The following is a 10,838-nucleotide window of genomic DNA, read 5'->3' on the forward strand; positions in this document are numbered from 1 at the left end:
GGTTTTGCATTTTGCTCTACAGAACTACACCACAAATCACTCGAAGACCCGAACCACCAATCGGTTGAAAAATATAGCTACATCTAGAATGCCAGATGGCTTCGAGGCCGGGGCTAAAAAAGGGATCCGGATCGCCTGAACAGGTGCCGCTGCCCTGCTGGGCAGCCTTTATGATGGACAATGGATGCTGGGAGACCGGGGTTTATGACACGGGCCGGTTCAGGGATGCCCTGGAAAAGAAAGGCACCATAAAGCCCTGCATTCCAGGACGAAGATCTTGCGAGAGACCTGTCAAATACAACAGGCAGAAATACAAACGCCGCAACCGCATCGAAAGCATGCTCGGATGGCTCAAGGACTGGCGTCGGGTCGTCCCCCGGCGCTACGACAAATTCCCTCATATCTTCTTCTCAGCCATTCGCAGCGTCGCAACCGTCATGTTCTGGATATGAGCTCTATGCCTAGTCTGAAGATTAGAAAAATCCGTGCCCGCCTGAAAGGCCGGATACGGTTCAATGTGGCTACCGATAGGATCGATTTGATTTCAGTGCAATTATTTTTAATATCGAGATGAATTATAAAATGATCAATCTTTAGCATCGGAATTATGATTTACTTTGGTACTCCAGAAGATAAATGGAAAAATTAGATTAAATTTAAGAAATAATAAAATATCTTCAAATTATTTTATAAATATAATTTATATACATATACTACGAATTAAAGGTAGAAATATATAATACTATTATAAATTTCTTAGTAAGAAATATAAAATATTTGATTTTTATAGATAAAAAATCCTAAATGAGAATGTATATTATTTTTATCAATAGTTATATTGAACTATTTTTTGTTATCTACTTTCTTTTGGTGTATGGATGGCGAATCAAGATAACGAAGAGGATTATCCCGTGGCGATTAAAGACCCTAAAGTCATCGAGCATCTGAACACGCAGTTGACCAACGAGTTAACGGCCATCAATCAGTATTTTTTGCACGCACGTACGTTGCGCCACTGGGGTGTGACGCTACTCGGTAAGAAAGAATACGAAGAATCCATTGAAGAAATGCATCATGCCGATTGGCTGATCGAGCGCATTCTTTTCTTGGGTGGTTTGCCCAATGTTCAGCGGCTAAATCAAATTTTGATTGGGCAGAGCGTTGAAGAAATTCTCGAATGTGATCTGAAGCTTGAGAAGAAAGCTCTTGAAGATCTTCGTGAAGGTATCGCGTATTGTGAGAGCGTACGAGATTATGTTTCCCGCGACCTTCTTCTTAAGATTCTTGTGAATGAAGAAGAACATGAAGACTTTATTGACCGTCAGTTTGACCTGATTAAGCAGGTCGGAATTGAGCGGTACATTCAAACAAATTCTGCCGCAGCACCTGATCAAGACTAAGTTCTTTGAAAATGCCCGGAAATCCCGGGCATTTTTTTGATTTAAATTAGCAGTACACGTTTTGCGTTGTTGGCTGTGCGGTATTGGTATTTGCCAGACCGAGATTTCTCCGCTCCTGAATGGCTTGCTTTAAAAGGCAAACCATTCCTGGAACGCAGTTCCCACATTGAGCACGGCACTTCCTGGCAGTGTAAATTTCCGAGGGTCGGGATGCTCCGGCATCGATCGCCGACTCGACGTCTTTGTGGGAAAGTGCGTTACATGAACAAATGATCATGAGCTGCTCGTGGCGTCCTATCATGAGGCAATAATTTTCTATACGCCAAATGAGATTAGTTCGCAAATGCAGTTCGATTAAAATTTCCTTATGTTGTCTGGCCTATGTTCTGAGTGCTCCAACGCTGCACAACTGGCCTGATGGCGAAGTTACTGTGAATGCGGATCACACCAGGAAGGCGAGAGAGTTCTTCTTTGTGGATGCGTTCGTAGTCTGCCAGGTCCCGGGCTGCCACATGCAGAAGATAGTCTGCTTCACCAGTCATCAGGTAGCACTCACGAATGTCGGCGCATTCCTTAATGCGGGCTTCAAAGCGTCTTAGAGCTTCGTCCGTCAGGCGCTCCAAGGTTATCTGTACAATGACTGTTGTCAGGTTATGTACAGACCGATCGTCGATGACGGCATGATAACCTCGGATGACGCCTTTTTCTTCAAGCATTTTGACACGTCTTAGGCATGCTGAGGGTGAAAGACCAACGCGTTCCGCGAGGTCTGCATTGCTCATACGGCCGTCATGTTGCAGAAGGCGAAGAATGGATTCGGTGGTGCGATCGAAGATCATGTCACAATTTTCCGTCTTCCTTGGTTATATGCTGCATATATAACGTTTGAGACTGAAGAATATGCTGAATTTATGCAGGAAATTTCATTTCGATTTGCGATAGGGTGACGTATGACGATCTTATCAGCTCCTCACCTTTGGCCTGCCTCCCGGGCGGGTGCCACTCTTACGGTTGATCTCAAAGCTATAGCCAAAAACTATCGCTTTTTGAGGGATAGGGTGGGAACGGCAGTTTGTGCCGTTGTTGTGAAAGCGGACGCCTATGGGCTGGGTGCTGAGCAAGTGGCACCTATTCTTGAACGGGAAGGCGCGAAAGAATTCTTTGTCGCTCATGTTGATGAAGGAATCGCTCTGCGTCAGATCGTCTCACCCGAGACGCGGATTACGGTTCTGCATGGGCCACGGCCGGGGGCAGCAGCTGAGTGTGTCTATTTCGGACTTCGGCCTGTTCTCAACAGTCTTGAACAAATAGATCTTTGGAAACGCGAGGCTGCGCGAGAGGGGGCCGTTCTGGAGGCTGTTATCCAGCTGGATAGTGGGATGTCCCGCTTTGGTCTCTCATGGGCGGATGTCAGGAAGCTTTCTGATGATCAAACTCTTTTGGACGGTATCAGTATTGGGTTGGTGATGAGCCACCTGGCTTGTGCGGACGATCCAGCCAGTGCAGCCAACCAAATCCAACGCCAAAGATTTCGGGACATGGCGGCTTTAATGCCTGCAGCTCCTTTGAGCCTCTCGGCTTCTTCGGGGATATTCCTAGGTACGGATTACCATATGGATTTGGTTCGGCCTGGCGCGGCTCTCTATGGAATCGCTCCTAACGCTGAACTGCCTAATCCCTTGCAGCAGGTTGTTTCTCTTCACGCCCGTGTTCTTCAATTGCGGGATGTGGGGGTAGGCGATGCTGTTGGGTACGGCTTGACCTATCGTCCGGAGAAACCGCGCCGTATTGCGACTGTGGCCGTGGGATATGCAGACGGTTTCTCCAGGCATAATAGCGGGACAGGTTGTGCATGGCTGGGAGATATCGCGCTCCCTATTGTAGGGCGTGTTTCTATGGATTCCCTGGCCTTGGATGTATCAGCGGTTCCGGAATCTCAGCTGCATGCAGATATGTATGTTGATTTGATCGGGCCACGCAGAAGCGTTGATGATGTGGCCGCATCTGCGGGAACTATCGGATATGAAATTTTGACCTCTCTAGGTGGGCGATATTATCGCGAATATGTGGAGTAGAGTCATCCGATTGAGGGTGTAATCCCGTTTCAATGATTGACAGGGCTGTTTGAAAGACCCAAATACACGAATGAGCATCGCAAGTTGTTCAAGTGCCCTTTCTTTTGCGTTGAATTCGGAAAATTCATGTATCTCCGCCGCGATCGTGCCCTGACAGCTGTTTCAATCATGTTGGATGTTGCTTTTCACGCGGGGCGTTCCGGTGTGGTGAGTGGCGCTGATATTGCCAAGCGGGGTAATATGCTGCGTCGCGGGATCGAGCCTGTTCTTCAGGCTCTTTCGAGAGAAAAACTTCTGGACAGCGTGCGGGGGCCTAAAGGCGGTTATCGGTTGGGGCGTCCGCCACGAACAATTACGGTGCATGAGATTGTTCAGGCCGTTACCGAAGAACACACCTCCGATGGGGAAGCAGCCAATCCATTAATAGAGAAGGTTCTTGAACCTTTTTGGGCCTCAATGAATGTTGAGCTAGCCAAAAAAATGGAAGCTGTGACCTTGGAAGGGTTGTTGCGTCAGGCTGAGGAAGCGGGAATGCAGCGACCAAATCGAGCTCCTATCTCCTTCTCCATATAACTAAATAAATTAGTTATAAAAAATTATCACTAAAATTTTCTGATTGAGGTTGGAGAATTCACCATAATGGATCATTATTTGATCCGTTATGGTGAATTTTTCGTTGCTACGCTCAGTCCTTTTTCATTCGCTGCATTACGTTGAGAAGGTCTTCGGAGCTTCTTTTGACGTCATGCGAGGGGAAACCTGCGAGTTGATGGTTTATCCTATGTCAGTTTCGTTCCTGCGGAGAGCATTATGAAACGACCAGTTCGTGTTAGAGCAGGTGAGAAGCTTGTTTTGACGGCTAATCGCCTTCTGGACGGGAGAATCGTCTGGCGCGATCATGATGGACATTGGGCGGCTCGAGTTGGGGCAGCGGAAAAATTGGATGCTGACGCTGTGAGCGATGTTCTTGAGGGAGCGCAGGCGCGTGCCCAGCAGGATGGTGTCGTAGGTGTATATGAAGTGGCTGTACGCGACGTTGATCCTCCGGAACCTGTGACGGTGCGTGAGCGAATCCGTGCGCATGGTCCAACTGTACATCCGGAATTTTCAGTGGAGGCCGGGCAATGAACGCTCCTGTTGGCCATTACCAATATGATCAGATTGACCGCGATTTTCTGGCCGCTCGCATTGACGAGTTTTCCGGGCAGGTAACGCGCCGCATTGATGGAAGCTTGAGTGAAGACGAATTCAAGCCGCTGCGGCTGATGAATGGTCTGTATCTTCAGCTTCACGCTTACATGTTGCGGGTCGCTATTCCGTATGGAACGATCGACAGTCAGCAGATGCGGATGTTCGCGCATATCGCACGTCGGTACGATCGTGATTATGGGCACTTTACCACGCGTCAGAATATTCAGTTTAACTGGATAAAGCTGGAAGAAACTCCAGACATTCTGCGCGATCTGGCGAAGGTGGACATGCATGCCATTCAGACCAGCGGAAACTGCATCCGGAATGTGACGTCGGACGAATTTGCGGGTGCGGCTGCGGATGAAGTCGTGGACCCGCGTGTTCATGCGGAAATTCTGCGCCAGTGGTCCACATTGCATCCCGAATTCACGTTTTTGCCGCGGAAATTCAAGATTGCTATTTCTGGCAGTCCGAATGACCGGGTTGCGGCTCGTTTCCATGATATTGGGATTCTGGCTCGCAGTGGCGCGGACGGGCGTCCTGTCTTCCGGATCTTTGTGGGAGGAGGCTTAGGCCGCACGCCCATTATCGGGCAGGAGATATTTGACGCCGTGCCTGAAGAGCGTCTGCTTGCAACGCTCGAAGCGATTGTCCGTGTCTATAATGCGCATGGACGCCGCGACAATATTTACAAGGCACGGATCAAGATTCTGGTTCAGGCTCTGGGCATTGACGCTTATCGTGAGGCTGTCGAAGCTGAGTTGCAGCAGATGGATCTGGAATATTACCGTCTGACGCCTGAAATGGTGGATGCGATCCGCGCGCGTTTTGCTGTTCCGGAACTCTCAGCCCCGGATAACGCCTCTCAGGAGCTCTCAGCCAGACGTGAGGCTAATCCGGAGTTTGATCTATGGGTTCGAAGCAATACGCATCCGCACCGTGATGCGGGTCATATTATAGCGGTTGTTTCGCTCAAGCCTGCCGGAGGAATTCCGGGGGATGCGACGTCCGCCCAGATGGACCGTCTGGCCGATTTGGCGGACGAATATTCCTTTGGCGAACTGCGGATTACGCATCTTCAGAACATTGTTCTGGGGCATGTTCGGCAGGATTGGCTGTATGATCTGTGGCTGGCCCTAAAAGAAGTGGATCTGGCATCTGCCAACATCGGTCTGATCGGGGACATCGTGGCATGCCCAGGGCTGGATTACTGCGCTCTGGCAAATGCACGTTCCATTCCGATTGCCCAGAAGCTGGGTGCCCGTTTTGGGGATGCCACCTTGCAGGCAGAAATCGGCGCGCTACGGATCAATATTTCAGGCTGCATTAATGCATGTGGCCATCATCATGCGGGTCATATTGGCTTGCTGGGTGTGGACAAGCGCGGGGAAGAGTTCTTCCAGATTACGTTGGGCGGCCGGGCAGAGAACGGGGCCTCCATTGGAACCATTCTCGGGCCAGCGCTTCCGGAGGACGATACGGTTGATGCGATTGCCCGGCTGGTGGATTGCTACCTTGGTATAAGGCAGAGGGGCGAGACGTTCCTCGATACGTTGGATCGACTCGGGGACGTTCCTTTCAAGGAGGCAGCTTATGAAACTGTTTGAGCTGAATGAGCGTCCTGCCAAGTTTCATGAGGCATTGGTAACGCTTTCAGAGTTGGCAGAGAATACGGAAGCACGTGCTGTTCTTCTGGATATTGCTGATGATGCAACGGCGCTGAAACCGTATCTCAACCGGCTTGAACTGGTTGTTTTGCGCTTTCCGATCTTCCGTGATGGGCGTGTGTTTACGCAGGCGCGGGAATTGCGGGAGTACCTCCGCTTTTCGGGAGAAATTCGTGCGGAAGGGCATGTCCTTCCAGATCAGGCGGCTTTCCTCAAGCGATGTGGCGTAGACAACGTCGTTTTGCCGGAGGGAAGTGACGTGGAGCTTTGGGAAAAACAGCTCCATCGTTTCCCGGTGGCATATCAGCGATCTGTTCTGCCTTTTCGTCCTGTTGAGGGCGGCCTGCGGATTGAAGAAGACTCCTAACGGGTTCCGAACCATCCACGGCGCCAAAACCAGAAAAGCGGCAGGATGGTGGATAAAACCATCAAGGTAAGACCGTAAGGGTAGCCATATTTCCAGGTAAGCTCCGGCATGTCCTTGAAGTTCATGCCGTAGATACCTGCGATCAGCGTTGGCATGATCCCGATTGAGCTGGCGACGGTGAGGACTTTCATACCGTCGTTCTGCTCGATGCTGATGAAGCCCAACGTCGCATCCAGAAGGAATTGGACCTTGCTGACGATCTGGGCATCAAAGTCGCTCAGGGAAGCGATGTCGCGGCCTGCGACTTTGAGGCGGGATTTGAATGTGTCAGCCGGCGTTGGTGATTTCCCAGCAGTATCTCTGGCGGGAAGGGGAGACGTGCCCTGGTCCTTGGCCTTTTGCAGGCTTTGGCTGATGTAATCTTCCAGATAGATACGAACACGGTCGATGCCGAGGAGACTGTCCCGGACTGTTGAGGCTAGGTCTCCGGCATATCCGAGGCGGCGCAGGGTTTCGCGAAGCATGGCGCCCACGCGTGCGCGGTCACGCGGTTGCTCGGCGTTGAAGACGCGTCGGGAGATGGTGTCGAGAGTGCGACCCAGGCCTTCGAGGATATCAGCCAGGCGGTTGATGATCTCTTCGAGCAGTTCAACCAGTAGTTCCGTTGAAGACGGCGAGACCTTGCCTGCCGGGTATTCTGCTAGCTTCCCCCCTACGAGATCAAATGCGAAATAATCCGTATAGCGGACCGTGATGATTCTCTTTTCCGTCAGGATGAAACCGACGGGTTTGGAGAACGAGACGTCATCCGCACGGCGTACAAGGGGGGTGGAGAGATACAGGCAGTTATCCCGTTCATAATGGCGGGATGAGCTTTCGATCTCTTCCAGTTCTTCCAGTTTGGGAATGTGCACCCCAAGGAGTGTCTCGGCTTTTGTAATTTCATCATGTGTTGGATTGATGAGGTCAATCCAGTTCGTGGCATTGATATCGACGTCCGGGCCGATCTCGCGGGCCGGTGTGCCGGCGGGCCGGGCGAGAAGCATCAGAGAAAGATCCTTGGTCGGAGGCAGGAGGTGTTCTGACTCATGTCTTGAGGAAGCGCTCCGTGCAAGGGGGCTGCCGAGAATTCGGTAAGGCTGATTTCTTGAAAAGGGTGTGGATGGACGTTCCCGTCTGGCCTTGGTATCGCTGGTTAGCCCTTTAAGCGGAACAGAGCCCGGTATGACGACCCCTTCATCTTCCTTGTCTAACTCCCTGCGTTCCGGACCGGACGAGCGCGGCCGGTTTGGCGTCTTCGGTGGACGCTTTGTTGCGGAAACGCTGATGCCTCTGGTTCTTGAACTGGAGGAGGCGTATCGCGCGACGCAGGCTGACCCAGCGTTTCGTGAGGAGCTGGACTACTATTACCGGGACTATGTTGGCCGTCCGAGCCCGTTGTGGTTTGCGAAGCGCCTGACGGAAGAGTTGGGTGGCGCGAAGGTTTATCTCAAGCGTGAGGAGCTGAACCACACAGGTTCGCACAAGCTCAACAATGTCATGGGGCAGATCCTGCTCGCCCGACGGATGGGCAAGACACGGATTGTGGCTGAGACGGGCGCTGGCCAGCATGGTGTGGCGACGGCGACGGTTTGTGCGCTCTTTGGGCTGAAATGCGTCATCTACATGGGGGCGACAGATGTTGAACGTCAGAAGCCCAACGTGTTCCGCATGCATTTGCTTGGGGCTGAGGTAAAGCCGGTGACGGCTGGGGCCGGTACACTCAAGGATGCCATGAATGAAGCCATGCGCGACTGGGTTGCGAATGTGGCGGATACATATTTTCTGGTGGGCACGGTTGCGGGGCCGCATCCGTATCCTGAGATGGTTCGTGATTTTCAGTCCATTATTGGTACGGAAGTGAAGGAGCAGATTGTCCGGGCTGAGGGGCGTCTGCCGGATGTGATTGTTGCGGCCATTGGCGGCGGCTCAAACGCAATGGGGATTTTCCATCCGTTCCTTGATGATGCGGATGTGCGTCTGATTGGTGTGGAGGCTGCCGGGCTGGGACTGGATTCTGGCAAGACGGCGGCATCTATTTCCCGTGGGCGCTCGGGAGTGCTCCATGGCAACCGGACGTATCTGCTTCAGGACAAGCATGGTCAGATCGAAGAGGCGCATTCGATCAGTGCGGGGCTGGATTATCCGGGGATTGGGCCGGAGCATTCCTGGCTGAATGATATTGGCCGTGCCGAGTATGTTGGTGTGACGGATCAGGAGGCTCTGGATGCGTTCCAGCTTCTGACGCGGACGGAAGGCATTATTCCGGCTCTGGAGTGCGCCCATGGACTGGCGCATGTCATGAAGATTGCGCCGGAGATGCCGAAGGACAAGATCATTGTGCTGAACGTCTCTGGCCGTGGAGACAAGGATATCTTCACTGTGGCGAGCCATCTGGGAGTGAACCTGTGAGCCGTATCAAAGCCCGTTTTGAAGCCCTCAAGACGGAGGGACGGGGTGCACTGATTCCGTATCTTCAGGCGTTTGATCCGGATTATGAGACCTCTCTGGAGCTGTTGAAGGCTATGCCGGCTGCGGGTGCCGATCTGATCGAGATTGGCGTGCCGTTCTCCGATCCTTCAGCGGACGGTCCGACGATTCAGGCTGCGGCACTGCGGGGGCTGAAGGCTGGGGCAACGTTGGGTGGCGTTCTGGAGATGGTTCGGTCTTTCCGGGAGACCGATGCCGAGACGCCGATTATTCTGATGGGATATCTGAACCCGATTGATAGCTACGGGCCAGCGGAATTCTGCTTTGATGCGGTTCAGGCGGGTGTGGATGGCATCATTGTCGTGGATATGCCCACGGAAGAGGCGGATCTGCTGGATGCCCATGCGCGGGCGGCTGGGCTGGATATCATTTCTCTCGTGGCGCCGACGACGTCCCGGACGCGTCTGTTCCATGTGCTAAAAGATGCGTCTGGATTCGTGTATTATGTGAGCATCACGGGGATCACGGGGACGGGCAGTGCCAGCCAGGCGCAGCTTGAGGAAGCTCTTCCGAAGATTCGGGAAGCGACGGATCTGCCGGTTGCGATCGGGTTCGGGATTTCGACGCCTGAGCAGGCGCGGGCGGCATCCCGGATTGGGGATGCGGCTGTTGTGGCGTCTGCTTTGATCAAGACGATGGCGGGAACGTTGTCTGAGGGGGAGGCGACCGAAAAAACGGTTCCATCCGTATTGAAGCAGCTTATTGAGTTGTCTGCGGCCGTTCGGGGTTGAAACCTGTTTCGGGTGGTGAATTTGGAGCGCATCAGGGGTTTCTCTGATGCGCTCTTTTTATTTGCAGTCTGATCACGTGCGATTGCGCAGTGACATGCCAAAAAGAATGGCAGATGCCCCAGCCATCAGAAGCTCGATGGCAATCAGGGTTCCGATTAGCCACAGGCCTGACCACGGCAGTGTCATGTAGAGAAGGATGCCGATCAGGAGCGTGAAGACGCCACTGACGGCGAGGAGGCCCCAGCCACCTGTTGTGCGGTGCCCGGCGGCCCAGAAGGCACGGCTAAGGCCTGCGAAGATCAGGCAGCCTGCAAGGATAGCCGTAATGAAGACCGATCCGGTAGCGGGCTCTTCGATGAGGAGAAGGCCGCCAAGAATGTAAAGTCCGCCGATCAGGCCGGAAAGCCACTGGTTGGGCAGGGGGAGCCCGCGATGCGCGAAGCTCTGCATGATTTGGGCGATTCCACCGATGATGAGCAGAACGCCCAGAAGGACCATGCTGGCAAGCGTTGTGGCGATCGCATCAAAGGCTGCCAGAAGCCCCAGGACGACCAAGAAGGCGCCCACGCCGATGAACCATCCGGGTTTCAGGCCTGACTGAGGGGAGAACTGCACGGTATTGAAACTGTCGGACATTGGGGTTTCTCCGGACGGGAACAATGACCCGTCTGTTCACTGATTTTGCCTGATTAAACCGCGAGGACGCTCAGTGGTTGCAGGTGATCGCGGTGCGTGTTCCTTAAGGGAGATGGTGCCATATTTTTGCGAGGCTGGGCACAGTTCTGTATGGCAAGGCTGGCATAAATGTGCTGGCAACGCTAAAACGCGCCGATTATGAATGGCCTGTACAAGAGCCTTTTCCCATTCTGGCCTTCGTC

Annotated in this window: 12 protein-coding genes and 1 pseudogene; 9 read left to right on the forward strand and 4 right to left on the reverse strand. The window is 52.7% G+C overall.

The window, feature by feature from the left end:
* Window positions 1–139: 139 nt before the first annotated feature.
* Together HK24_RS01685 and bfr are read left to right on the forward strand one after the other, a co-directional pair.
* Window positions 140–452: pseudogene (locus HK24_RS01685) on the forward strand (transposase); the annotation flags it as partial.
* A gap of 426 nt (window positions 453–878) precedes the next feature.
* Window positions 879–1,400, forward strand: a complete 522-nt coding sequence (gene bfr, locus HK24_RS01690) for a bacterioferritin (protein WP_233125940.1) — start codon at window positions 879–881, stop codon at window positions 1,398–1,400.
* A 46-nt stretch (window positions 1,401–1,446) separates the two neighbouring features.
* Here the strand turns inward: bfr and HK24_RS01695 are convergent, their stop codons facing one another.
* A complete protein-coding gene (locus HK24_RS01695) occupies window positions 1,447–1,677 on the reverse strand; it encodes a bacterioferritin-associated ferredoxin (RefSeq protein ID WP_086633141.1) in 231 nt (76 codons plus the stop codon).
* An 88-nt stretch (window positions 1,678–1,765) separates the two neighbouring features.
* Window positions 1,766–2,239: an Lrp/AsnC family transcriptional regulator gene (locus tag HK24_RS01700; RefSeq protein WP_086633062.1), complete on the reverse strand. Its 474-nt coding sequence runs from the start codon at window positions 2,237–2,239 to the stop codon at window positions 1,766–1,768.
* A gap of 111 nt (window positions 2,240–2,350) precedes the next feature.
* Between HK24_RS01700 and alr the strand changes: the two genes are divergently transcribed.
* The 5 genes from alr to HK24_RS01725 all read left to right on the forward strand — a co-directional run bounded on the left by alr (window position 2,351) and on the right by HK24_RS01725 (window position 6,700).
* The gene (gene alr / locus HK24_RS01705; protein ID WP_086633063.1) at window positions 2,351–3,475 is read left to right on the forward strand and encodes an alanine racemase; all 1,125 of its coding nucleotides are present in this window, start codon (window positions 2,351–2,353) and stop codon (window positions 3,473–3,475) included.
* Window positions 3,476–3,601: 126 nt separating this feature from the next.
* Complete coding sequence (locus tag HK24_RS01710) at window positions 3,602–4,048, forward strand: Rrf2 family transcriptional regulator (RefSeq protein ID WP_086633064.1); 447 nt, start codon at window positions 3,602–3,604, stop codon at window positions 4,046–4,048.
* A 237-nt stretch (window positions 4,049–4,285) separates the two neighbouring features.
* Window positions 4,286–4,603 (forward strand): DUF2849 domain-containing protein, encoded by a 318-nt coding sequence (locus HK24_RS01715; RefSeq protein ID WP_086633065.1) that lies wholly within the window; start codon window positions 4,286–4,288, stop codon window positions 4,601–4,603.
* Window positions 4,600–6,273, forward strand: coding sequence for a nitrite/sulfite reductase (locus tag HK24_RS01720; RefSeq protein ID WP_086633066.1), 1,674 nt, complete (start codon window positions 4,600–4,602; stop codon window positions 6,271–6,273). The genes HK24_RS01715 and HK24_RS01720 overlap by 4 nt, the downstream gene beginning before the upstream one ends.
* Window positions 6,260–6,700 carry a DUF934 domain-containing protein gene (locus HK24_RS01725; protein WP_086633067.1) on the forward strand — a complete coding sequence of 147 codons (441 nt, stop codon included), beginning with the start codon at window positions 6,260–6,262 and terminating at the stop codon, window positions 6,698–6,700. The genes HK24_RS01720 and HK24_RS01725 overlap by 14 nt, the downstream gene beginning before the upstream one ends.
* Here HK24_RS01725 and HK24_RS01730 read toward each other — a convergent pair.
* Window positions 6,697–7,746, reverse strand: coding sequence for a CorA family divalent cation transporter (locus HK24_RS01730; RefSeq protein WP_046900308.1), 1,050 nt, complete (start codon window positions 7,744–7,746; stop codon window positions 6,697–6,699). The two genes, HK24_RS01725 and HK24_RS01730, sit on opposite strands and share 4 nt — an antisense overlap.
* Window positions 7,747–7,924: 178 nt before the next feature.
* Here HK24_RS01730 and trpB point away from each other — a divergent pair, with 178 nt between their 5' ends.
* Both trpB and trpA read left to right on the forward strand, forming a co-directional pair.
* Window positions 7,925–9,151, forward strand: coding sequence for a tryptophan synthase subunit beta (gene trpB / locus HK24_RS01735; RefSeq protein WP_086633068.1), 1,227 nt, complete (start codon window positions 7,925–7,927; stop codon window positions 9,149–9,151).
* The gene (trpA, locus tag HK24_RS01740) at window positions 9,148–9,960 is read left to right on the forward strand and encodes a tryptophan synthase subunit alpha (protein ID WP_086633069.1); all 813 of its coding nucleotides are present in this window, start codon (window positions 9,148–9,150) and stop codon (window positions 9,958–9,960) included. The genes trpB and trpA overlap by 4 nt, the downstream gene beginning before the upstream one ends.
* A gap of 72 nt (window positions 9,961–10,032) precedes the next feature.
* Here the strand turns inward: trpA and HK24_RS01745 are convergent, their stop codons facing one another.
* Window positions 10,033–10,596 (reverse strand): HdeD family acid-resistance protein, encoded by a 564-nt coding sequence (locus HK24_RS01745; protein ID WP_086633070.1) that lies wholly within the window; start codon window positions 10,594–10,596, stop codon window positions 10,033–10,035.
* Window positions 10,597–10,838: the final 242 nt, after the last annotated feature.

The sequence above is a fragment of the Gluconobacter sp. DsW_058 genome (assembly GCF_002153615.1).
In the GTDB taxonomy this organism is placed as follows: domain Bacteria; phylum Pseudomonadota; class Alphaproteobacteria; order Acetobacterales; family Acetobacteraceae; genus Gluconobacter; species Gluconobacter cerinus.

What these genes read in the sequence shown, in the direction of transcription:
- HK24_RS01710 (WP_086633064.1), top strand. Translation starts at nt 3,602, where the DNA reads ATGTATCTCCGCCGCGATCGTGCCCTGACAGCTGTTTCAATCATGTTG.
- HK24_RS01730 (WP_046900308.1), bottom strand. Translation starts at nt 7,746, where the DNA reads ATGCTTCTCGCCCGGCCCGCCGGCACACCGGCCCGCGAGATCGGCCCG.
- HK24_RS01745 (WP_086633070.1), bottom strand. Translation starts at nt 10,596, where the DNA reads ATGTCCGACAGTTTCAATACCGTGCAGTTCTCCCCTCAGTCAGGCCTG.
- HK24_RS01695 (WP_086633141.1), bottom strand. Translation starts at nt 1,677, where the DNA reads ATGATCATTTGTTCATGTAACGCACTTTCCCACAAAGACGTCGAGTCG.
- alr (WP_086633063.1), top strand. Translation starts at nt 2,351, where the DNA reads ATGACGATCTTATCAGCTCCTCACCTTTGGCCTGCCTCCCGGGCGGGT.
- HK24_RS01700 (WP_086633062.1), bottom strand. Translation starts at nt 2,239, where the DNA reads ATGATCTTCGATCGCACCACCGAATCCATTCTTCGCCTTCTGCAACAT.
- HK24_RS01715 (WP_086633065.1), top strand. Translation starts at nt 4,286, where the DNA reads ATGAAACGACCAGTTCGTGTTAGAGCAGGTGAGAAGCTTGTTTTGACG.
- HK24_RS01725 (WP_086633067.1), top strand. Translation starts at nt 6,260, where the DNA reads ATGAAACTGTTTGAGCTGAATGAGCGTCCTGCCAAGTTTCATGAGGCA.
- HK24_RS01720 (WP_086633066.1), top strand. Translation starts at nt 4,600, where the DNA reads ATGAACGCTCCTGTTGGCCATTACCAATATGATCAGATTGACCGCGAT.
- trpB (WP_086633068.1), top strand. Translation starts at nt 7,925, where the DNA reads ATGACGACCCCTTCATCTTCCTTGTCTAACTCCCTGCGTTCCGGACCG.
- bfr (WP_233125940.1), top strand. Translation starts at nt 879, where the DNA reads ATGGCGAATCAAGATAACGAAGAGGATTATCCCGTGGCGATTAAAGAC.